Annotated in this window: 18 protein-coding genes; 12 read left to right on the top strand and 6 right to left on the bottom strand. The window is 75.3% G+C overall.

Features of this window, described 5'->3' with window-relative positions:
* Nucleotides 1-166: 166 nt before the first annotated feature.
* The 5 genes from ACI79C_RS24510 (at nucleotide 167) to ACI79C_RS24490 (ending at nucleotide 8,072) form a co-directional block, all read left to right on the top strand.
* Nucleotides 167-1,804: a methyl-accepting chemotaxis protein gene (locus ACI79C_RS24510; RefSeq protein WP_456948312.1), complete on the top strand. Its 1,638-nt coding sequence runs from the start codon at nucleotides 167-169 to the stop codon at nucleotides 1,802-1,804.
* Between the two features lie 373 nt (nucleotides 1,805-2,177).
* Nucleotides 2,178-3,788 (top strand): methyl-accepting chemotaxis protein, encoded by a 1,611-nt coding sequence (locus ACI79C_RS24505; protein WP_456948311.1) that lies wholly within the window; start codon nucleotides 2,178-2,180, stop codon nucleotides 3,786-3,788.
* Nucleotides 3,789-3,996: 208 nt separating this feature from the next.
* On the top strand, nucleotides 3,997-6,474 hold the full coding sequence (locus tag ACI79C_RS24500; RefSeq protein WP_456948310.1) for a chemotaxis protein CheA: 2,478 nt from the start codon (nucleotides 3,997-3,999) through the stop codon (nucleotides 6,472-6,474).
* 1 nt (nucleotide 6,475) lies between these two features.
* Nucleotides 6,476-6,928 (top strand): chemotaxis protein CheW, encoded by a 453-nt coding sequence (locus tag ACI79C_RS24495; RefSeq protein WP_456948309.1) that lies wholly within the window; start codon nucleotides 6,476-6,478, stop codon nucleotides 6,926-6,928.
* A 262-nt stretch (nucleotides 6,929-7,190) separates the two neighbouring features.
* Nucleotides 7,191-8,072: a hypothetical protein gene (locus tag ACI79C_RS24490; protein ID WP_456948308.1), complete on the top strand. Its 882-nt coding sequence runs from the start codon at nucleotides 7,191-7,193 to the stop codon at nucleotides 8,070-8,072.
* A 96-nt stretch (nucleotides 8,073-8,168) separates the two neighbouring features.
* Here the strand turns inward: ACI79C_RS24490 and ACI79C_RS24485 are convergent, their stop codons facing one another.
* The 3 genes from ACI79C_RS24485 to murJ all read right to left on the bottom strand — a co-directional run bounded on the left by ACI79C_RS24485 (nucleotide 8,169) and on the right by murJ (nucleotide 12,060).
* Nucleotides 8,169-9,356, bottom strand: a complete 1,188-nt coding sequence (locus tag ACI79C_RS24485) for a glucose-1-phosphate adenylyltransferase family protein (RefSeq protein ID WP_456948307.1) — start codon at nucleotides 9,354-9,356, stop codon at nucleotides 8,169-8,171.
* A gap of 66 nt (nucleotides 9,357-9,422) precedes the next feature.
* Nucleotides 9,423-9,548, bottom strand: a complete 126-nt coding sequence (locus tag ACI79C_RS24480; protein ID WP_456948306.1) for a hypothetical protein — start codon at nucleotides 9,546-9,548, stop codon at nucleotides 9,423-9,425.
* A gap of 988 nt (nucleotides 9,549-10,536) precedes the next feature.
* Nucleotides 10,537-12,060 (bottom strand): murein biosynthesis integral membrane protein MurJ, encoded by a 1,524-nt coding sequence (gene murJ, locus ACI79C_RS24475; RefSeq protein ID WP_456948305.1) that lies wholly within the window; start codon nucleotides 12,058-12,060, stop codon nucleotides 10,537-10,539.
* Between the two features lie 360 nt (nucleotides 12,061-12,420).
* Here murJ and ACI79C_RS24470 point away from each other — a divergent pair, with 360 nt between their 5' ends.
* The 6 genes from ACI79C_RS24470 to ACI79C_RS24445 are packed head-to-tail and all read left to right on the top strand — an operon-like array spanning nucleotide 12,421 to nucleotide 16,077.
* Nucleotides 12,421-13,530 (top strand): protein-glutamate methylesterase/protein-glutamine glutaminase, encoded by a 1,110-nt coding sequence (locus tag ACI79C_RS24470; RefSeq protein ID WP_456948304.1) that lies wholly within the window; start codon nucleotides 12,421-12,423, stop codon nucleotides 13,528-13,530.
* Nucleotides 13,527-14,351, top strand: a complete 825-nt coding sequence (locus ACI79C_RS24465; RefSeq protein ID WP_456948303.1) for a CheR family methyltransferase — start codon at nucleotides 13,527-13,529, stop codon at nucleotides 14,349-14,351. Before ACI79C_RS24470 ends, ACI79C_RS24465 begins: the two co-directional genes overlap by 4 nt.
* Before the next feature lies 1 nt (nucleotide 14,352).
* Entirely contained in the window at nucleotides 14,353-14,736 is a 384-nt protein-coding gene (locus ACI79C_RS24460; RefSeq protein WP_456948302.1) for a response regulator, read from the top strand.
* Complete coding sequence (locus ACI79C_RS24455; protein ID WP_456948301.1) at nucleotides 14,733-15,221, top strand: chemotaxis protein CheX; 489 nt, start codon at nucleotides 14,733-14,735, stop codon at nucleotides 15,219-15,221. Before ACI79C_RS24460 ends, ACI79C_RS24455 begins: the two co-directional genes overlap by 4 nt.
* The gene (locus ACI79C_RS24450; protein WP_456920731.1) at nucleotides 15,218-15,580 is read left to right on the top strand and encodes a response regulator; all 363 of its coding nucleotides are present in this window, start codon (nucleotides 15,218-15,220) and stop codon (nucleotides 15,578-15,580) included. The genes ACI79C_RS24455 and ACI79C_RS24450 overlap by 4 nt, the downstream gene beginning before the upstream one ends.
* Complete coding sequence (locus tag ACI79C_RS24445) at nucleotides 15,577-16,077, top strand: hypothetical protein (RefSeq protein WP_456948300.1); 501 nt, start codon at nucleotides 15,577-15,579, stop codon at nucleotides 16,075-16,077. Before ACI79C_RS24450 ends, ACI79C_RS24445 begins: the two co-directional genes overlap by 4 nt.
* Nucleotides 16,078-16,227: 150 nt before the next feature.
* Here ACI79C_RS24445 and ACI79C_RS24440 read toward each other — a convergent pair whose 3' ends face one another.
* Nucleotides 16,228-16,686 carry an ATP-binding protein gene (locus ACI79C_RS24440; RefSeq protein ID WP_456948299.1) on the bottom strand — a complete coding sequence of 153 codons (459 nt, stop codon included), beginning with the start codon at nucleotides 16,684-16,686 and terminating at the stop codon, nucleotides 16,228-16,230.
* 93 nt (nucleotides 16,687-16,779) lie between these two features.
* Complete coding sequence (locus ACI79C_RS24435; RefSeq protein WP_456948298.1) at nucleotides 16,780-18,423, bottom strand: SpoIIE family protein phosphatase; 1,644 nt, start codon at nucleotides 18,421-18,423, stop codon at nucleotides 16,780-16,782.
* 233 nt (nucleotides 18,424-18,656) lie between these two features.
* Between ACI79C_RS24435 and ACI79C_RS24430 the strand changes: the two genes are divergently transcribed.
* A complete protein-coding gene (locus tag ACI79C_RS24430; RefSeq protein ID WP_456948297.1) occupies nucleotides 18,657-20,429 on the top strand; it encodes a SpoIIE family protein phosphatase in 1,773 nt (590 codons plus the stop codon).
* A 2-nt stretch (nucleotides 20,430-20,431) separates the two neighbouring features.
* Here ACI79C_RS24430 and ACI79C_RS24425 read toward each other — a convergent pair whose 3' ends face one another.
* Nucleotides 20,432-21,346, bottom strand: coding sequence for an alpha/beta fold hydrolase (locus ACI79C_RS24425; protein WP_456948296.1), 915 nt, complete (start codon nucleotides 21,344-21,346; stop codon nucleotides 20,432-20,434).
* Between the last annotated feature and the right edge of the window lie 396 nt (nucleotides 21,347-21,742).

The raw sequence follows: 21,742 nt of genomic DNA, 5'->3' as shown, positions 1-21,742 counted from the left end.
CCGCGGGGGGGGGGGGGGGGGGGCCCGGCGCCCCCCCCCCCCCCCCCCCGCCCCCCCCCCCCCCCCCCCCCCCCCCCCCCCCCCCCCCCCCCCCCCCCCCCCCCCCCCCCCCCCCCCCGGCCCGGCGTCCTCTCCCCTCCCCTCCCCTGATCCTCGAGGACCCGTCATGAGCACCCGCACCACCCCGTCCCGCACCGCACCGACGGGGATCGCATCCCACCGCTCCTGGTGGGGTGACCTCGGCGTCCGCACCAAGGTCCTGGCCGCCGTCGCCGCCCTCGCCGCTCTCGTGGTCGGCGTGGTGGGCCTCGGCGCCCTCGGGAGCGCGGCCAGCCGCACCCAGGAGATGTACGGGCGGAACGTCATCGGTACGCAGCTGGCGCAGGAGATCCGCTTCCAGTTCCTGAACAGCCGCTTCCAGTCGACCAACAGCACCTACTCCCCCAACGCCGAGTTGAAGCAGCAGTACCTGGCCGCGCGTGACGAGGCCCGTGCCGACCTGGCGGACGCCGGCGACCGGATGCGCACCGTGGTCGCGGCCGACGCGCAGGTCAGCGAGGCGCTCGAGAGCTCGCTCAGCGAGATCGAGGACTACATCCAGCTCGGCGACCAGCTGGACTCGCTGGCCGCGCAGGGCCGCATGGAGGAGTTCAACGCGCTGCGGCAGAACGAGGTCGTCCCGTTGAGTCAGGAGATCGTCCAGGACCTGCAGGCGCTCACCGACCTCCTGGCCGACACCGCGTCGGCGGAGGCCGTCGCGGCGACCGACGCCTACGAGAACACGCGGACGACGCTGCTCGCCGTGCTGGTCGTGGGCCTGGTGGCCGCGCTGGGCACCGGCTTCGTCATCGCCCGCTCGTTCGCGGGCGGCCTGCGGCGCATGCAGGACTCCGCCGAGGCCCTGGCCCGCGGTGACCTGACCCGGGCGACGGGCCTGCGCACCCGGGACGAGGTCGGCCGCGCCGGCGCGGCGCTGGACGAGGCCGTCGGCGCCATGCGTGAGGTGCTGGAGTCGGTGGCCGCGTCGGCGGACGCGGTGGCAGCGTCCTCGGAGGAGCTGAGCGCCTCGTCGGCGCAGATCTCGGCGTCGGCGGAGGAGACCTCGGCGCAGTCCGGTGTGGTGGCCTCGGCGGCGGAGGAGGTCAGCCGGAACGTGCAGACCGTGGCCGCCGGTGCCGAGCAGATGGGCGCCAGCATCCGGGAGATCGCGACCAACGCCGCGGAGGCCTCCGACGTGGCGGCGCGGGCGGTGACCGCGGCGGAGACGACCACGGCCACGGTGGCGAAGCTGGGGGAGTCCTCGGCCGAGATCGGCAACGTGGTCAAGGTGATCACCTCGATCGCCGAGCAGACCAACCTGCTGGCGCTGAACGCCACCATCGAGGCGGCCCGGGCCGGGGAGGCGGGCAAGGGTTTCGCGGTGGTGGCCAACGAGGTCAAGGAGCTGGCCCAGGAGACGGCCAAGGCCACCGAGGACATCGCCCGCCGGGTGGAGGCCATCCAGGGCGACACGACCGCGGCGGTGACCGCGATCGGGGAGATCTCCTCGATCGTCGCCCAGATCTCCGACCGGCAGACCACCATCGCCTCGGCGGTGGAGGAGCAGACCGCCACCACCAACGAGATGTCCCGGTCGGTGACCGAGGCCGCCGGCGGTGCCGGGGAGATCGCGCAGAACATCAGCGGGGTCTCCGAGGCCGCCGGGGCCACGACGCAGGCGCTCACCCAGACCCGGACGGCCGTGGACGAGCTCTCCCGGATGGCCGCCGACCTGCGCACCAGCGTCGCCCGCTTCACCTACTGACCCACGCACCCGCGGAGCGCCCGACCGGTCCACCGGTCGGGCGCTCCGTCGTTCCCGGGTGTCCGCGCGGCGCCGTCAGGAGGCGGTCGCGGACACCTCCCGGGCGCCGGCGCGAGGCTCCACCTCCGCACGCCACGCGCCGCGGCGGGCTCCCGGCGCCTTCTCGTCGACAATGGCGAAATGGCGTCGGACCGCTTCTGTCGACATGTGTCCGTGTTTCCCGGAACGGTGCCGCACACCGTTTCTCGGAGAGGTGTGACCACAAACTCCGGCATTCAGGACCAAGGTCCCTGAAATGTCTGTGGGTGCTGCCGAAAAGCAGAGAGCGGGTCGAGGAGAGACCCGATCCCCCCACCAGTCCAGGAGACGCCGCATGAGCACGACCGCCCCGCCCGCCGACCGCCGGTCCGGCGGCTGGTTCGCCGACCGCCCACTCGGCGTGAAGATCGGTGCGGCCCTGGCCGTGCTCGCCGCGGTCGCGGTCGGCATGACCGTCCTCGCAGTCAGCCGGATCACCGCCCTCGACGCCGCGTCGACCCGGATCAACGAGAACGTCGTCACCCTCGCGGACCTGTCGAACATCCAGCGCTCATGGCAGGGCGACCGGTCCCGCTACAACTCCTACCCGCTGGCCGACCCGCAGACCCGCGCCGCGCTGCGAGCCGACCTGGCCGAGCGGCGGGCGACGATCGACGGCCAGCTGGACGCCTACGCCGAGGTGACCGTCAACAGGGAGGCGTTCGAGGTCTTCCGCGGCCACGTGGAGGACTACTACGTGATCGCCGAGAACCAGCTGGTCCCCGCCGCGGACGCCGGCGACCTGCGGGCGGCCTCCGCGCTGATCACCGGACCGCTGCAGGACGCCTCGGACGTGCTGATGGACGAGTACAACGCCATGCAGGAGCGGCGGGTCGCGGCCGGCCAGGCCGACACCGACGAGGCCAGCGCCATCGCCTCGTCCGCCGTCCTCACCCTGTGGCTGTCCCTGGCCGCGGGTGTCGCCGTGGCCGGCACCCTGACCGTCTTCGTCGTCCGCCGGGTCGTGTCCACCGTCACGTCGGTGCAGCGGTCGGTGGAGGCCCTCGCCGAGGGTGACCTGACCGTCGCGCCGGAGGTCCACGGCCGCGACGAGCTGGGCCGGATGGCCGGCGCGCTCACGACCGCACAGCGCAACCTCCGCGGTGTGCTGGAGTCGGTGGCCGCGTCGGCGGACGCGGTGGCAGCGTCGTCGGAGGAGCTGAGCGCCTCGTCGGCGCAGATCTCGGCGTCGGCGGAGGAGACCTCGGCGCAGTCCGGTGTGGTGGCCTCGGCGGCGGAGGAGGTCAGCCGGAACGTGCAGACCGTGGCCGCCGGTGCCGAGCAGATGGGCGCCAGCATCCGGGAGATCGCGACCAACGCCGCGGAGGCCTCCGACGTGGCGGCGCGGGCGGTGACTGCGGCGGAGACGACCACGGCCACCGTCGCCAAGCTGGGCGAGTCCTCGATCGAGATCGGCAACGTGGTCAAGGTGATCACCTCGATCGCCGAGCAGACCAACCTGCTGGCGCTGAACGCCACCATCGAGGCGGCCCGGGCCGGGGAGGCGGGCAAGGGTTTCGCGGTGGTGGCAAACGAGGTCAAGGAGCTGGCCCAGGAGACGGCCAAGGCCACCGAGGACATCGCCCGCCGGGTGGAGGCCATCCAGGGCGACACGACCGCCGCGGTGACCGCGATCGGGGAGATCTCCTCGATCGTCGCCCAGATCTCCGATCGGCAGACCACCATCGCCTCGGCGGTGGAGGAGCAGACCGCCACCACCAACGAGATGTCCCGGTCGGTCGCCGAGGCGGCCAGCGGGACGGGGGAGATCGCCGGCAACATCAGCGGGGTCTCCAGCGCCGCGGACTCCACCACCCAGGCGCTCACCCAGACCCGCACCGCGGTCGACGAGCTCTCCCGGATGGCCGCCGAGCTGCGCACCAGCGTCGCGCGCTTCACCTACTGAGGAAGGACCCCGTCCTCCTCACCCCTCGCGCGCCCGGGGTGAGGAGGACGGGGCCTGGGCCGGCGCGGCGACGTCCCCGCCGGGCCGGCCCCGGCACCGGTCCGCGCCCAGGAGACCGCCCCCGGCCGTTGGGCTTGAGTCTCCGCATCCCCCGCCGATGACCCCTCCGAAGCGCGTGCAGCGCCGGAGACGAGAGAGAAGAGCAACCGTGGACGGACTGGACGACATCGTCGAGGAGTTCCTGGTCGAGAGCCACGAGAACCTCGACCAGCTGGACACCGACCTGGTCGCCCTCGAGCAGGAGCCCGACTCCCGCGAGCGGCTGTCGAGCATCTTCCGCACGATCCACACGATCAAGGGGACCAGCGGCTTCCTGGCGTTCCACCGCCTGGAGGAGGTCACCCACGTCGGGGAGAACATGCTGTCCCGGCTGCGGGACGGCGCCCTGGCGCTGACCCCGCACCGGACCAGCGTGCTGCTCCAGATGGTCGACACGGTCCGCTCGCTGCTCGCCTCGATCGAGGCGACCGGCGGCGAGGGCTCGGTCGACGTCTCCGCCGTCGTCGCGGAGATCAGCGCCGCCATGGAGGACGGGCCCGCCCCCGAGCCGGCTCCCGTGCCGGCCGTCCCCGCCGTCGTGGACGAGGTCGTCGACGAGCCCGCGGCCGAGGTCGCCGACGACGAGCCGGCCCCCGTGACGACGGGTGGCACCGGCACGACCGGCGCCGAGCGCGCCACCACCGAGACCCCGAAGGCGACGAAGGCCACGAAGGCCCCGAAGGGCACGACGACCAGCAAGGCGTCGGCCGCCGACGTCGAGGTCCCGGCCGCCGTCCCCGCCCCGGCGCCCGTCGCGGAGGTGCCCGCCCCCACGGCAGCGACCGCCGTCCCCGCTCCCCGGCCCGCCGCCGAGCCGACCGCCCCCGAGCGGGACGCCGCGGAGGGCGACGCCGCCCCCGTGACCGAGAACGGTGGTGGCCAGGCCCGCCGGGCCGTCGCCGACAGCACGATCCGCGTGGACGTCGACCTGCTCGACGAGCTGATGCTGCTCGTCGGTGAGCTGGTGCTCACCCGCAACCAGATCGTCCAGTACGTCGGCCGCTCCAACGACACCGACCTGGTGCGCGCCTCCCAGCGGCTCAACCTCATCGCCAGCGAGCTGCAGGAGGGCGTCATGAAGACGCGCATGCAGCCGATCGACCACATCTGGTCCAAGCTGCCGCGCGTCGTCCGCGACCTGGGCCTGCAGCTGCAGAAGACGATCCGCCTGGAGATGGAGGGTCGCGACACCGAGCTGGACAAGACGCTGCTCGAGGCGGTCAAGGACCCGCTGACCCACCTGGTCCGCAACTCCGTCGACCACGGCATCGAGGACTCGGCGGCCCGGGTCCGGGTCGGCAAGCCGGCCGAGGGCGTGCTCACCCTCCGCGCGAAGCACGAGAGCGGCCAGGTCGTGGTGGAGGTGGCCGACGACGGCGCCGGCATCGACCCGGCCCGGGTCGGGGCCAAGGCCGTCGAGCGCGGCCTGATCTCCCAGGAGGCCCTCAACCGGATGAACCCGCAGGACGTCCTGCAGCTGATCTTCCTGCCCGGCTTCTCCACCGCCGCCAAGGTCACCAACGTCTCCGGCCGCGGCGTCGGCATGGACGTCGTCAAGACCAACATCGAGTCGATCGGCGGCACGATCGAGGTCGAGTCGGTCCCCGACAAGGGCACCTGCACCCGGCTGCGGATCCCGCTGACCCTGGCCATCGTCCCGGCCCTGACCGTCGAGTGCGCCGGCGACCGCTACGCCATCCCGCAGATCAGCCTGCAGGAGCTCGTGTCGCTCGACGCCGAGAAGGCGGCCAACGCCGTCGAGGAGGTCGGCGGGGCACCGGTCTACCGGCTCCGCGGCGAGCTGCTCCCGCTGGTCCGGCTGACCGACGTCCTCGGGCTGACCTCCGACCGGCACGACGGCCACGTGGTCATCGCCGTCCTCCGCTCCGAGGGCCGGCGCTTCGGCCTCGTCGTCGACCGCGTCATCAACACCGAGGAGATCGTGGTCAAGGCCGTCGGCGGCCAGCTCAAGGCGATCGGCCTCTACTCCGGCGCCACCGTCCTCGGCGACGGCACCGTGGCGCTCATCCTCGACGTCCAGGCGCTGGCCCGGCGTGCCCTGCGCACCGAGACCACCGAGCGGCAGGAGTCCCGCGAGGCCGCCCTGCAGGCCGCCGCGACCGACGCCGAGCGGCAGCGGATGCTGCTGGCCGCGATCGGCGGCGGCCGCCGCGTGGCCATCCCGCTGGACACCGTCACCCGCCTCGAGCAGGTGCGCACCGAGTCGGTGGAGCGGGTCGGCAACCGCGAGGTCGTCCAGTACCGCGGCGCGATCCTGCCGATCGTCCGGCTCGACCGGCACCTGGGTGCCTACGGCGAGACAGACCGCGAGGTGCTCGAGGTGATCGTCTACTCCGACCACGGCCGCAGCGTGGCCATCGTGGTCGAGGAGATCCTCGACATCGTCGACGGCGAGGCCGCCGTCCGCAGCGACATCGACGACCTGGGCCTGCTCGGCTCGGCCGTCCTCGGCGACAAGGTCACCGAGCTGCTCGACGTCCGTGCGGCGATCCTCGCCGCCGACCCCGCCTTCTACACCGCCACCGCGACGCCGGACGGCGTCCCCGGCTCCCTCCTGGAGGTCTGACGTGCCCGTTGTGACCGACCCGACCGCCCCGGCCATCGGCGGTCAGCTGGCCACCTTCTGGCTGGACGGCGACCTCTACGGCGTCGAGGTGACGCACGTGCAGGAGGTGCTGCGCAGCCAGGGGCTGACCCGGGTGCCGCTGGCCCCGGCCGCCGTCGCCGGCCTGATCAACCTGCGCGGGCAGGTCGTCACCGCCATCGAGCTGCGCGAGCGGCTGGGGCGGCCGCCGCGGCCGGCCGACACCGACGCCGTGGTGATCGTCGTCCGGCTGCACGGCGAGGCCGTCAGCCTGCTCGTCGACGCGATCGCCGACGTCGTCGACGTCGACCCGGCCGACTTCGAGGCGCCGCCGGACACGCTCGACGGGTCCGCGCGGGAGCTGATCCGCGGGGCGTTCAAGCTCGACGGGCAGCTGCTGCTGGCCCTGGACGTCCAGAAGGCCGTCAGCGCCTGAAGGAGGACCCCGTCCTCCCCGGCCGGCGCCCGACTCCCCCGACCCCCGGTCGGGTGGCCTCCCTCCGAGGCCACCCGCCGGGGGTCGCGGCGTTCCGAGGCAATCACACTCCGCTGTCACGCGCTCACGTCCGGCCAACGGACACGCAGGGATCCCGCTCAGACCGTCGTGCGATCGGGTGACGGTGACGTGGCGCTCTCCCGTGATCACCGTCAGCATGGGTCGACCTCACCTCGGGGGACGTGGAAAGGGAGGCGCTGTCGTGCCGTACTCGCTGGTCAGTGCCGCCACACTCGGCTTCGACCTGGTCCGGCTGCCGGCCGGCCGGGACGTCGCCGACGCCCTGCTCGCCGGCCTGGCCGCCGACGCCGCCACCCTCGAGCACCTGGCCGAGGTGCACCCCGCCGCCGGCCGCGACCGCGAGGAGCGTGCCGTGCTCGCCGTCCGGGCGCGCAAGGCCCGCGAGATGGCCGTCAGCACCCCCCACGTGCGGAACTTCGTCGTCGACCCGCTGGTCACCGACCGCGCGGCCGTGCTGGTCGACCAGCTGCAGCGCAGCACGATCGGCGACGCCGCCGCCCTGGAGCGGGTGCTGCGCGAGGACGTCCTCGGGCCCGAGCACGCCGCCGTAGCCCTGGTGGACGACGACACGCTGGCCGCCGCCGCCGACGTCCTGGCCGACGCCGCGATCGGCGCCTGGGCCGCCGCCGTGCTCCCGCCGCTGGTCCGCCGTCAGCTGACCGGCCCGCTCGCCGTCGCCAGGGCCGCGGGGATCGTCGGGAGCCCCGCTCCGGACCTGGGCCCGGCCACCGGCGAGCTCGCGGCGCTGCTCGACGACCTGCGCGGCCTGGACGCCGCCGGCCGCGCGCGGTGGCAGGCGGCCGTCGACGCCGCCCGGGCCGAGCGCCGGCCGTGGGCCGCGGCCATGCACGAGGCGTCGTGGGCCGCGCACGTCTCCGGACGCACCCGCACCCTGGCCACCGCGCAGCTGCTGGCCGTCCAGGCGTTCATCGACGGCGGCTTCGACCCGGGCGCGGCCGCGGCCGGCACCTGGAACGCCGTCGCCGGCTGCGTGCAGGGCATCGTCGTGGGGGACCTGCTGGGCGGCGACGCCCTCGCCGTCCTCGCCGCTCCGGTGGGTTGAGCACCCCCGCCCGCGAGATCTGCACGTGGTGGCCATCAGCGGCTGACGGCCAGCACTGTGCAGATCTCGCGCGCGACGAGGACGGGCTGAGCGCGCTCAGCCGGCGTCGGCGTCGGGGTCGGGGAGCCGGCTGCCGGCGGGCAGCTCGGCACCGGCCTCCACCGCGGCCTCGCGGCCGACGAGGGTGATCTCGCCGTCGCCGCCGACCGACGCCCGCTCGCCGACGTCCACCCGGTCGTCGAGGACGGAGCGGATGACGGTCGCCCCGGCCCGCACCCGCGCGCCCGGCAGCAGCACCGAGTCCACCACGGTCGCCCCGGCCTCGACGACGACGCCGGGGGAGAGGACCGAGCCACTGACCCGGCCGGCCACGCGGGTGCCGCCGGAGACGAGGCTGTCCTCGACCTCCGCGCCCCGGAGCACGCGGGCGGCGCTGTGCCGACCGCCGCGGGTGTGCACCGGCCAGCGCGGGTCGTCGAGGTCCACCGGCGGTTCGGGGGACAGGAAGTCCTGGTGGGCGGCCCAGTAGGCGGGCACCGTCCCGACGTCGCGCCAGTAGCCGGCGAACGCGTGGGCGCGGGCGAGCCCGTCGCGGGTCTGGGCGGGCAGCAGGTGGGAGCCGAGGTCCTCGAGGCCGTCCTCGCCGTGCTCGGCCGCCAGCGACTCCAGCCGGTCCAGGGTGGGGCGGGGGGAGAAGACGAAGACCTCGTTGGTGGCGGTGGTGGTGCGCGGCTCGTCGGGCTTGTAGGCGTAGTCGCGCACCCGGCCGTCGTCGGCCACCTCCACGACGCCGTAGCGCGCGGCGTCGTCCTCGGCGACCTCGGTGGTCACCATCGTGACCTCCGCGTCGGAGTCCAGGTGACCCTCGACGACCTCGCGGTAGTCGAGCTTGTAGACCGCGTCGGCGCTGACGACGACCAGCGCGTCGGGGTCGAAGTCCCGTACCAGCGGCGCGTACCGCCACAGCGAGTTGGCCGTCCCGGACACCCAGCCGGCGCGCTCGGTCCCCTGGTAGGGCGGCAGCACCAGCAGCCCGCCGGCGGTCCGGTCGAGGTCCCACGGCCGGCCGTTGGCCAGGTGCTGGGACAGCGACGTCGGGTGGTACTGCACCGAGACCCACACGTCGGCGACGTGCGAGTGCTGGCAGTTGCTCAGCGGGAGGTCGATGAGCCGGTAGACGCCGGCGAAGGGGACGGCGGGTTTGGCGCGCTGCTCGGTCAGCAGTTCCAGGCGACCTCCCGCGCCGCCGGCGAGGACGAGGACGAGCACACGGGGGAGGGCCATGGTCGCGGGCTACCCGGGATCGGCCCCTTCACCCACGCCGGCGCGACGGGCGGTCGGGGCCGGTGCTCAGGGACGGTCGGTCAGGTACCCGCAGGCGCGGTCCTCGTGCAACCCGGCCCGGCACAGCGCGGCGACCAGGCCCGACACGAGCAGGGCGAGGAGGAGCCACACGAGGGCGACGGCGAGCAGCACGGGCGCGAGGATGCCAGAGGCAGCCGACTCGCCGGTGACGCGGGGTTGAACTCCCCGCGAGCACCGAGGGCTCTCTGGCGCTCTCTAGCCGCCGGCGCTAGAGAGCGCCAGACGGCCCTCGACCCTCCCGTCGGAGTCCCCGGACCCTCATGCGGGCCGGCGCACGTGCCGTGACGCGCCGCGGGCGGGGTGCCACGCCGCGCCGAGAGCACGGCTCGGACCCTCGAACGTGTGACGCGGCTCACGCGTGTCTCCCGGGGCCGGTGGTGCGCCGGTCCCATCCTCGGCGCCCCGGAACGAGGACGCGGAGGTCCCCATGCTCGCCAGCACCGCCCGGTCGACCTGCCCGACGACGACCCCCTCGTGGGTCCGCCACCCCGTGCCGACACGGTGGCTGACCTTCGGGGACGACCTGGCCGCGGAGCTCGACCGGGCCACCGCCGGGTTGCGCCGTCCGGGGGACACGGTCGGGGTGAGCGAGAAGGTCGCCGTCCTGCTGACCGGTCGGGCCATCCCCAGCGAGCGGGTCGTCCCCGGGCGGCTGGCCCGGTTCCTCGCCCGGCACGTCCGGACCGTGGGCAGCAGCTGCGGGCTGTCCATCCCGGAGAAGATGCAGCTGGTCCTCCAGCGGCAGGGCCGCGTGCGGGTGCTCGCCGCGGCGGGCTGCTGCCTGCTGCTGCGGCCGCTGGGCCGGCACGGCGCCTTCTACCGGGTGGCGGGCGCCTTCGCCCGCGACCTCGACGGCATGCGGCCGCCCTACTTCGACCTGCTCCTGCCGCCCCTCGACCCGATGGCGGCCCGGATGCTCGCCGAGCGGCTGGAGGGCCGGCTGGGCGTCGGGGTCGCGATCGTCGACGTCAACGACCGCGGCGGCTCGGTGCGGGCGGTCTCCGGCGGCGCGCTGCCGGCCGACGAGCTCATGACGGCGCTGCGGGACAACCCGATGGGGCAGGGCTCGGAGGGGCGGCCCTTCGTCGTCGTCCGGCGGTCACCGGCGGGCGACCAGCCCACGGACGGCGCGTCCCAGCTCGCCGAGCTCGCGGCAGCGGAGGGCCCAGAGCGCCAGCAGGTAGACCGCCACGCAGCTCGCCGCGGCCGCCGCCGTGCCGCCGAGTCCGCCCCAGTACCGCGCCAGGAGCGCCGTCGGTACCGCGGCGCAGGCCGCCGCCGCGGCGACCTGGGCGCAGCAGCGGCCCAGGCCCGCCAGTGACAGCCCCCCGCCGGCGCTGCGCAGCCGCCACAGCGACAGCCCGGCGACGAGCAGCAGCGACACCGACGTCGACACCGCGAGCCCGACGACGCCGAACCGCAGCCCCAGGGTGAGGTCGCCGACCACGTTGACCACCATGCCCAGCACCCCCAGTGCCACCGGGGTCCGCGAGTCGCCGAGGGACAGGAACGCCCGGGTCGCCGGCTCGCGGAGGGCCAGCCCCACCAGCGCGGCGGCGTACCCGGTCACCGCCAGCGCGGTGAGCCGCACCGCCTCGGCGTCGAAGGCCCCCCGCTCGAACAGCAGGGCCACGACCGGCTCGGCGGCCGCGCACAGCAGCACCACGCACGGGGCGACCAGCACCAGCAGGACGCCGCTGCTGCGCCGCAGCAGGTCCTCGAGGTCGCGCGTCCGACCGGGCCGGGCGGCCGCGGCGAGGGCGGGGTAGAGGGTGGTGGCCACCGTGGCCACGACGAGGGTGTCGGCCAGCCCCACCAGCCGCCACCCGTAGTTGAGCGCGGTGATCGCGCCCTCCCCGACCGACGACCCGACCGCGCGGTCCACGAGCGTGTTCACCTGCGAGACGGCGCTGCCCACCAGCAGCGGCGGCACGAGCGCCAGCATCTCCCGGAAGCCGCGGTCGCGGACGTCCAGCGACGGGCGCAGCGACTGCCCGACGGCCAGCAGCGGCGGCAGCTGCACCAACAGGCGCAGCCCGCTGCCCACCACGAACGCGACCGCCAGCGCCGTCACCCCGTAGGCCTGGCCGAACGCGACCGCGCCGACGATGAGGGCGAGGTTGAACGGGATCCCCTCCACCGCGGCCCAGCCGAACCGGCGGTGCCCCTGCGCCGCCCCGGCCAGCACGTTGGTCGCGGCGATCAGCGCGGTGGCCGCGACCACGATCCGGGTGAGCCGGACGGCCTCCTCGGTGGTCGCCGCGTCGAACCCGGGGGCGAGTGCCGCCACCAGCGGCCGGGCCAGCACCGCCATGACGACGGAGGCGCCCAGCATCACCAGCACGGTGACGGTCAGGGCGACGCGCACGCTGTGCTGTCCGCGTCCGGGGTCCCCGTCGGCGACCGAGCGCGCCACGGTGGGGACGACGGACTTCGCCACGGCGCCGGCCATGAGCGCCAGCACCAGGTTCATCAGGCCCTGGGCGACGAAGTAGGCGTCCAGCGACGAGCCGACCCCGAAGACCGCGGCGAGGACGACGTCCCGCAGGAACCCGAGGAGCTGGCTGCCGAACGTCAGCCCGGCCACCAGTGCGGTCGAGCGGGCCAGACCTCCGCGGCTCACCCGGGGCATCCTGCCGCCCCACCGGGCCGACGGCGACGCCGGACCGGCCGGAGCGTGTCCGACCGTGCCGGCCGGGCGCGGGACGCCGACCGGCCGACGAGCCGGGGATGTGTCGACAAATGCTGCGAAATGGTCGGTCGGCGCCATTCATGATCGCCCAGAAAATTGCTGGGAAAGGTGCCTGGATCGGCTCAAGTGCGGGAGCGGATCGGCCGACAACTCCGGGGACAGGCACCGTCTTCGGACGCCCGCCGCGGGGACTGCGGCGGCGCGCCCCCGCGCCGAGCGCGGCCTCCGGGCGACTGCCGGCACGGACAGACAGCGCAACCCCGTGGGCCGTCACGGGGAGACGGAGGACGCATGGACCCGATCCGGGTGATGGTCGTCGACGACTCGGTGGTCGTCCGCAAGATCGTTACCGACGTCCTCTCGGGGGACCCGGCGATCGAGGTGGTCGGGACCGCGGTCAACGGCCGCATCGCCGTGCAGAAGCTCGCCTCGCTCGAGCCGGACCTCGTGACCATGGACATCGAGATGCCGGAGATGAACGGCATCGAGGCGGTCCGCGCCATCCGCGCCACCCGCAGCCGCGTGCCGATCATCATGTTCAGCACGCTCACCGAGCGCGGCGCCGCGGCGACGCTCGACGCGCTGTCCTCCGGCGCGAACGACTACGTCACCAAGCCTGCCAACGTGGGCAGCGTCGCCGCGTCGATGGAGAGCGTGCGCGAGCAGCTCATCCCCAAGATCAAGGCGCTGACCGGCCGCCCGGTCACCCCCGGCCCGGCCCGCGCCGCCGCGCCCGCCCCGGTCCGCGTCGCCCCGCCGGCGCCCCGCCAGGGTGCGGTCAAGCAGCCCGCCGTCCTCGTGATCGGCTCGTCCACCGGCGGTCCGGAGGCGCTGGCCCGGCTGCTGCCGGTGCTGCCCGCCTCCCTGCCGGTGCCGGTGCTGCTCGTGCAGCACATGCCCCCGGTGTTCACCCGCCAGTTCGCCCAGCGGCTGGACCGGCTCTGCGCGCTGCGCGTCGTCGAGGCCGTCGACGGCACCCCGCTGGCGCCCGGCACGGTGCACCTGGCCCCCGGCGACCACCACCTCACCATCCGCAGCACCGGCCGCGGCCTGGCCACCCGGCTCGACCAGGGCCCGCCCGAGAACTTCTGCCGGCCCGCCGTCGACCCGCTGTTCCGTTCCGCGGTCGACGCCTACGACGGCGCCGTCCTCGGTGTCGTGCTCACCGGCATGGGCTCGGACGGCAGGCTCGGCGCCGGTCGTGTCCGGGAGGCCGGCGGCTCGGTCGTCGTCCAGGACCAGGCGACCTCCGTCGTCTGGGGCATGCCCGGAGCCGTCGCCTCGGCCGGCTTCGCCGACGAGGTCCTGCCGCTGGACCGGATCGCCGAGGCGATCACCCGGCGGCTCGCTCCTCCGCGGGCGACCGCCCCCGTCCCCGCGACCGCAGGAGGCCGGCGATGACCCTGACCACGACCAGCTTCGACTGGGTCCGCCAGCTCGTGCACCGGGAGAGCGCGATCGTGCTCGCCCCGGGCAAGGAGTACCTGGTGGAGGCCCGGCTGCTGCCGATCGCCCGCCAGATGGGGCTGCCCGACGTCGGCCAGCTGGTCGACTCGGTCCGCACCCGGCCCAGCCCGGAGTCCACCCGCCAGATCGTCGAGGCGCTCACCACCAACGAGACCTCGTGGTTCCGGGACGGCGACCCGTTCACCGCGCTCACCTCCACGGTGATGCCCTCGCTGCTGGCCGCCCGCGGCCCGGCGGAGCGGCTGCAGATCTGGTCGGCGGCCTGCTCCAGCGGGCAGGAGCCGTACACGATCGCGATGCTGCTCGAGGACGCGCTGCCCAACGCCGCGGCCCGGGTCTCCATCACCGCGACCGACATCTCGCGGGAGATGGTGCAGCGCACGAGGACGGGCCGGTTCAGCCAGCTCGAGGTCAACCGCGGGCTGCCCGCGCCGATGCTGGTCCGCCACTTCACGCGGGCCGGCACCGAGTGGGAGGTCTCGCCGACCCTGCGCCGCATGGTGACCGCCAGCGAGTGCAACCTCGCCGCCCCGCTCCCGCGGATCGGCCCGTTCGACGTCGTGTACCTGCGCAACGTCCTCATCTACTTCGACCTGCCCACCAAGCAGGCGATCCTCCGCCGGGTGCGTGCCCTCATGCGCCCCGACGGATGGCTCTTCCTCGGCGCCGCAGAGACGACCCTCGGCGTCGACGACTCCTGGGAGCGGGTCGTCATCGGCCGCAGCTCCGCCTACCGCCCGTTGAAGGGGGCCTGACGTGCGTGCACTGGTGATCGACGACTCACGCGCCATGCGGCGCATCGTGAGCGGGACCCTCGAGGGGTTCGGCTACGAGACCCGGCAGGCCGGACACGGCCAGGAGGCACTCGACGTGCTGCACGAGGGCTGGGTGCCCGAGCTGTGCACGATCGACTGGAACATGCCGGTGATGGACGGCCTGCAGTTCGTCTCCGCCGTCCGGTCCAACCCCGCCTGGCGGGCGGTGACCCTGATGATGGTCACCTCCGAGGGCGAGCAGTCCCAGATCGTCCGCGCGCTGGCCGCCGGCGCGCACGAGTACGTGCTCAAGCCGTTCACCGCCGACGCCATCCGCGACAAGCTCGCGCTGCTCGGCCTGCTCCCCGAGGAGGTCGTCCTGTGACGGCGCCCGCCATCACCGAGCTGCTCGACGAGGCCACCGTCCAGGAGATCGCCGACCAGGCGTGGGCCGCCCTCGTCGGCGAGGACGAGGTCCTCGTGCCGCTGCCGGGGGAGCTGCCGTCCGATCCGGTCAGCTCCTGGGTCGAGATCGTCGGCCCGTGGACCGGCACGGTCGTGCTCACCTGCGGCCGGGACACGGCCGAGGAGCTCGCCCGCGCCCTGCTGCGCGAGCACGCCCCCGACCAGCTCGAGGCCGAGGACGTCGAGGACGCCCTCGGCGAGCTCGCCAACGTGGTGGGCGGCAACGTCAAGGCCGTCCTCCCCGGACCCTCCGTCCTCGGCCTGCCCGAGGTCGGGGTCGCGCCGCGCGTGCACGCGCCGGCCGACACCTGCCGCGTCGACGCCCAGTGGCGCGGCCAGCCGCTGACCATCTCCGTCCAGGGCGCCGTCCTGGACGCCGAGTCGAAGAACGAGGTGCCCCTGTGAAGATCCTGGTCGCCGACGACAGCCGCGTCATGCGGCAGATCGTCATCCGCACCCTGCGGCAGGCCGGTTACGACGACCACGACATCGTCGAGGCCGAGGACGGCCGCGACGCCTACGACAAGGTCCAGAGCGAGAGCCCGGACCTGGTCCTCTCCGACTGGAACATGCCGAACATGACCGGGCTGGAGTGCCTCCAGGCGCTGCGCTCGTCCGGCTCCGGCGTCCCCTTCGGCTTCGTCACCTCCGAGGGCTCGGCCGAGATGCGGGAGAAGGCCGCCGACGCCGGCGCGCTGTTCCTCATCGCCAAGCCGTTCACCGAGGAGACCTTCCGCGAGAACCTCGACGGGGTGATCGCGTGACGGCCCCGCTGACGGTCGTCCTGCCGGACACCAAGGCCGTCAAGGACATGCTCACCGGCCTGGTCGGCAAGCCGGTCGGCGTCACGCCCGGTCCGCCCGTGACCCCCACCGAGAAGAAGCCCGTGTCGGTGGCGGTGTACGTGTCCCCGTCGATGGACGTCAACGCCCTGTGCGTCATGGACCTGCCGCTGTCGGCCTGGACCGGCGGCGCGCTGGCGCTGCTGCCCCCCGGCGGCGTGCAGGACGCCGTCGAGGAGGACGGCGAGCTGACGACCATGCTGACCGAGGCGCTGCACGAGGTCGTCAACGTCCTCTCCGCGCTGTTCAACGTGCCCGGCGCGCCGCACAGCAAGCTGTACAAGCTGTACGCGCCGGGCGAGGACCTGCCCGGCGACATCGCGGGCCGGCTGGCCGACTTCAACCGGCTCGACCTGGCGGTCGAGGTCCCCGGCTACGGCAAGGGCGGGCTCTCGCTCGTCATCCCCTCGGCGGGCTGAGCCCCGCAGGCTGCCCCGGGGCGGCGGCGGGACCGACGTCCCGCCGCCCCGGGCGCATCCGCACGACGACGACGGCCCCGGGCGCTGCCCGGGGCCGTCGTCGTTGCACGTGGAACATGGGCTCGCCTCGGGAGCCGGCAAGGAGGCCGCTCAGCTCAGGGCGGGCTGCCGGTCCTCGATCGTGGTGGGCAGGCAGGCCCAGACGTGCTTGCAGCCGTCGTCGACGTACCAGCCGTGCGCCACCGACAGGCGCGCCACCAGGTGGAGGCCCAGCCCGCCCTGCGCGGGGTCGCGGTCGACGGCGGGAGCCGGCATCGTCTCCGGGTCCCGGTCGCTGACGTCGAGCAACCAGCCGCCGCTGCCGGCGATGACGGTCGCCACCACCGGGGACAACCCGTGCCGCAGCGCGTTCGAGGCGAGCTCGTCGAAGGCCAGGATCAGCCGCTCGGTCGCGTGCCCCTCGTCGTCCACCGGGAAGCCGACGCCGTCGAGCCGGGAGCGGAGGCCGGCGCGCACCGACGGCAGCTCGGCCAGCGACTGGAGGTCCCAGCGCCACACCTCGCCGCGGCCGTCCGGTAGCGGCCGCAACGGCCACGCCAGTCGACCCACTGTGCCACTCCCGTCCGTCGTCGGCTCCGACGTCTCAAGAGGTGCCCAGGCGCTCCGGGACTCAACCCTGCCCGGCGGGATCTCGCCGTCCGCTCAGTCGGGTCGCACGCGGAGGGCCACCAGCGCGACGTCGTCCCCGGGCGTGCCGTCCACCATCCGCGCGAGCAGCTCGTCGCACAACCGGTCCAGCGGCAGCCCGGCGAGCTCGGCGATGTGCTGCTGCAGCCGTCTCACGCCCTCGTCCACGCCCGACTCCCGGCGCTCCACCAGCCCGTCGGTGTAGAGCAGCACCGTGGCCCCGGGGCGCAGCGGGACGACGACCTCCCGGCGGACCGTCTCCGGGTCCACCCCGAGCAGCAGGTCGCCGAGGGTGCCGCCGAGGACGGTGACCGTGCCGTCGGGTCCGATCACCAGCGGCGGCGGGTGTCCCGCGTTGGCGCACCGCAGCTGGGTCCCGCCGCGCTCGATCCGGGCGATGGCGGCAGTGGCCAGCGTGCCGGTGTGCATGGCCGTGATCGCGGCGTCCAGGCCCCGGAGCACCTCCGCCGGGCCGGCCCCGCTGTAGTGGGCGATGCCCCGCAGCAGGCCGCGCAGCTGGCCCATCTCCGCGGCGGCCGCGGTGTCGTGGCCCGCGACGTCGCCGATCACGACCACCGGCTCCCCGCCGGGCTGCAGGAAGGCGTCGTACCAGTCACCGCCGACCTGCGCGGCCTCGGCGGCCGGCACGTACCGCACGACGACGCGGACGCCGGCGATCTCCGGTGGGTCGGTGAGCAGGCTGCGCTGCAGCGCCTCGGCCAGCTGCGCCTGCCGGCTCTGGCGGTGCACCCGGTCCACCGCCTGGCCGGCTCGGGAGGCCACCTCCCGGGCGGCGGCGAGGTCGTCGGCGTCCAGCCCGCGCCCCGGGGCCTGGTACAGGGTCAGGACGCCGACGGTGCGCTCGTCGGCGTGCAGGGGCAGCACGACGGCCGAGGCCAATCCGAGGGCGCGCAGCAGGTCGCGGGCCGGTCCCGGGGCCATGAGGGCGAGGACGGCGTCGACCGACTCCCACGCGGAGGTGCCGGTGCGCAGGGCCTGGGCCACCGGCGAGGCCTCGGGCATGCTGTCCATCCGGACCTGCGCGTACCGGGCCATCAGCTCGCGGCGGCTCGGGTCGGCGTGCCAGGACCCGACGTCGCGGGCCCGCCCCTCGCGGTCGACGACGGTGACGATGCAGGCGTCGGCCAGTTCGGGCACCACCAGCCGCGCGAGGCTGCCGAGCGCCGACTCGCCGTCCAGGGCCCCGGAGAGCTCGGCGGTCACCGCGGCGAGCAGCGCCATTCGTGCACCCGCCCGCTCGGCGGCCCGCTGCGCGCGCTCCGCCGCCTCCTGGGCCGCCCGCCGGGCGCTGATGTCGACGACGGCGACGGCCACTCCCGTCGGCACCGGCCAGGCGTGCAGGGCGATCCAGCCCGGCCCGGAGCCGCGCGCCGGGAGCTCGGTCGCGACGGCGCCGCCGGTGGCGGCGGCCTCGGCGCAGACGGCGGTGACCGTGGCTGCGACGTCCGCGGACAGCAGGTCGGCCACCCGCTGCCCGGTCATCTCGGCGGCGCTCCTGCCCAGGAGGTGCTCGGCGGCGCGGTTGGCGTACTCCACCCGCCCGGACGGGGCGAGGCACCACAGCGCGGCCGGCATGGCGTCGAGGACCCCGGACGCGCCGTCCTCAGCGGCGGGCGGCGACGCCGGAGCGGCGACCACCCGGGGTCCCCGCGGTTCCGCTCGGCACTGCTCCACGGGCCACCCCCCACCGCGACGAGCGCCTGCGTGCCCCGTCCGGGGCGCCCCCCGCCCGCAGGCCGTGGAGGGGTGCTCGGATCGTGGCAGTGGCGGGGGGCGCTGCCAAGGATCCCCGCCACGGCGGTGTACCGCGTCCGGGCACGGCCGCGCCCGGCGTGCGGGCGGGGGATCGGCGATGAGGCAGAGTGATCACCATGACCCGGGAGACGGCGCCTCCGACGCCCTCGGACCTGCTCGCGCAGGCCGTGGAGGGCATGGACCGGCCGCTGTTCGTCCTGGGCGCCGACTGGCGGTTCCGCTACGTCAACCCCGCGGGCGCGCGGGTGCTGGACCGGACCGTCGCGGAGCTGGTCGGCCGGGAGATCTGGGCGGAGTTCCCCGAGGCCGTGGGCGGGCCGTTCGAGGAGCTGTACCGGCGCGTCCGGGAGACGGGGGAGTCCGGGACGACCGAGGCGTGGTTCGGTCCGCTGGGCAAGTGGTTCCGCGCCGACGCCTTCCTCACCGACGCCGGCCTGGTCGTCTCCTACGACGACGTCACCGAGCGGCGGCGCACCGAGGAGGAGCGGGCGGACGCCGTCGCCGCGTGGGAGGAGTCGGTGCGCTCCACGGCCGCGGCCGCCGCGGAGGCCGAGCAGGCCGGCCGGCACCTGATGCTGCTGGGCGACATCAACCTGGCGATGACCTCCACCGTCGACGTCGACGAGGCGGTCGACCGTCTCGCGCACCTCGTCGTCCCCCTGCTGGCCGACTGGTGCCTGGTCAGCGTCGTCGACCCCGACGGCACCCGCCGTGACGTCGGCCGGGCCCACAGCGACCCGGGGATGGCCGACGCGATGCACCGGTACGCCGACGCCCGGGTCGCGAGCAACGGCCCCACTGCTCCGGTGCCCGCGTCGTTGCGCAGCGGTCGTCCGGTGGTCATCGCGGCCCTCACCGACGCGGACGTGGACGGGATGGTCGGCACCGAGGCCGCCCGGCAGGCCCTCGCCCCGCTGCGGCCCTCGGCGGTGGCCACGTTCCCGCTGATCGCCCGGGGGGAGACCTTCGGCGCCTTCACCCTGGTCAACGGCGCCGAGCGCGGGCCGCACACCGACGCCGAGCTGCGGACGGCGGAGATCGCCTCGCGGCGGGCCGCGCTCGCCCTGGACAACGCGCGGCTGGCCGCGGCCAACCAGCAGGTGGCCGAGCGACTGCAGCTGAGCCTGCTCTCCCCGCCGGTGCAGCCCGACCACCTGGAGCTCGCGGTGCGCTACCGGGCCGCGACCCGCGGGGTGTCCATCGGCGGGGACTGGTACGACGCCTTCCTGCAGCCCGACGGGGACACCGTGGTCGTCATCGGCGACGTCATGGGGCACGACATCGAGGCCGCCGCCGCCATGGGACAGGTGAAGACCCTGGTGCGGGCGATCGCGTTCGACCGGCTGGAGGAGCCGGCCGGGGTGCTGCGCCGGGTCGACCACGCCCTCGTCGGGCTGGCCGTGCCGACGATGGCCACCGCCCTCGTCTGCCGCATCGAGCAGACGCCCGCCGAGCACGAGCTCGGCCTGCGCCGGGTGCGCTGGTCCACGGCCGGGCACCCCGAGCCGATGCTGCTGTTCCCCGACGGAACGGTCGGCGACCTCTCGGCTCCGGTCGGGCCGCCGCTGGGCATCGGCTGGCGCGGGCCGCGCGCCGACGGCACGGCCACCCTCCCGGAGGGCGCCACCCTGCTGCTGTTCACCGACGGGCTCTTCGAGCGCCGCGGCGTGCTGCTCGACGAGAGCCGCGACCAGCTGCGCAGGCTCCTCGCCGGGTCGGCGGAGGAGCCGCTCGACGCCCTCTGCGACCGGCTGCTCGCCGGGATGCTCGGTTCCGGCGCCGAGGACGACGTCGCGCTGCTCGCCGTCCGCGCCCACCCGGTCGCGTGGGAGCGGCCGTCCGCGTCCGGGCCCGACCTGGTGTCGCCGGTGTCGGTCCGGCCCGCCTGACCTCAGCTGCGCGCCGCGGCCTCCCGGACGGCGGCCGCGATCGCCGCCACCCCCTCGGGCGACCAGACGACGGAGTAGTGGTTGGTGCCGGGCACCTCGCGGGCGGTGATCCCCGACGGCTCGAGCCCGAGCCCGGCCAGGCGCGTCTCGTCGTAGAGGCCGGGGGTCTGGTCCAGCAGGCCGCGCGAGGCCCACAGCAGGGTCGCCGGCACCGGCAGGTCGGCGGTGGCCTCGAGCACCCGCTCGTTGAGCAGCACGTCCCCGCCGTCCACGCGGATCGCGTCCGGGACGCACGCGCTGCGCAGTGCCGGCGGCTCACCCTGCAGGTCGCGGGTCAGGTAGGCGGTCACCGCCGGGTCGTCGACCCAGGGGCCGACGGCGGGGTGCTGCGCCCAGAACGCCCGCACCGCCGCCAGGTCCGGGAAGGTCATCGTCAGCCGGTCCAGCGAGGGGCCGAGGACGGCGGCCAGCATCGCGTCGACGTCGGCACCCGGGGGCTGGGGGAGGGCCAGCCCGCCGTCGACCAGGACCAGGCCGTGCACCCGGTCCCGTGCCTGCCCCGCCGTGGCCAGCGCCGCGACGAAGGCGCCCATCGAGTGCCCGACCAGGACGGTGGCCTCCGCACCGGCCTCGGCGTCGGCTCCGAAGGCGTCGAGCAGCGCGGTCAGGTCGGCCGCGTGCGCGTCCAGGCCGTAGGGGCCGGGCAGCCCGGCGGACCCGGCGCGGCCGCGCAGGTCCGGCGCCACGACCTCGAACTCGCCGGCCAGGGCCTCGGCGACCCGGGCCCACGCCATCGCGTTGGCGGTGATGCCGTGGACGAGCACGGCGAGGGGGGCGCCGGGGGCGTCGGCCGGCCAGTGCAGGACGGCGAGGTCCCCTCCGGCGACGGGGACGGCGATCTGCTGCGGTTGGTCCACGGGACCACCCTGCCGGGGACCGGCCGTGCCCGCACCGTCAGACGGGCGCACCGGTGCCGGGCACCGGGGGGCGACCCCGTCTCCGTGGGTGCTCGTGCTCTGTGTGCTCCCGGTACGCAGAGCACCCCGGGGAGGGAGGTCACTCGGCGTCCGGGGCTCCGTCCGTCCCTCGTTGCGGTGCTGCCGCGGCTCCGCTCGTCCCGGGCTGCGGTGCTGCCGCGGCTCCGCTCGTCCCTGGCTGCGGTGCTGCCGCGGCTGTTCCGCCGGCCGGCCGGGGGACCGACCCCCTCTCCGTGGGGGGGGGGGGGGGGGGGGGGGGGGGGGGGGGGGGGGGGGGGGGGGGGGGGGGGGGGGGGGGGGGGGGGGGGGGGGGGGGGGGGGGGGGGGGGGGGGGGG

Source organism: Geodermatophilus sp. SYSU D00697 (assembly GCF_054050175.1).
Note: the sequence above shows the minus strand (reverse complement) of the source record. Positions and strands in the feature narration are given on the sequence as shown.

What these genes read in the sequence shown, in the direction of transcription:
- ACI79C_RS24485 (WP_456948307.1), bottom strand. Translation starts at nt 9,356, where the DNA reads ATGGCCCTCCCCCGTGTGCTCGTCCTCGTCCTCGCCGGCGGCGCGGGA.
- ACI79C_RS24465 (WP_456948303.1), top strand. Translation starts at nt 13,527, where the DNA reads ATGACCCTGACCACGACCAGCTTCGACTGGGTCCGCCAGCTCGTGCAC.
- ACI79C_RS24430 (WP_456948297.1), top strand. Translation starts at nt 18,657, where the DNA reads ATGACCCGGGAGACGGCGCCTCCGACGCCCTCGGACCTGCTCGCGCAG.
- ACI79C_RS24470 (WP_456948304.1), top strand. Translation starts at nt 12,421, where the DNA reads ATGGACCCGATCCGGGTGATGGTCGTCGACGACTCGGTGGTCGTCCGC.
- ACI79C_RS24510 (WP_456948312.1), top strand. Translation starts at nt 167, where the DNA reads ATGAGCACCCGCACCACCCCGTCCCGCACCGCACCGACGGGGATCGCA.
- ACI79C_RS24505 (WP_456948311.1), top strand. Translation starts at nt 2,178, where the DNA reads ATGAGCACGACCGCCCCGCCCGCCGACCGCCGGTCCGGCGGCTGGTTC.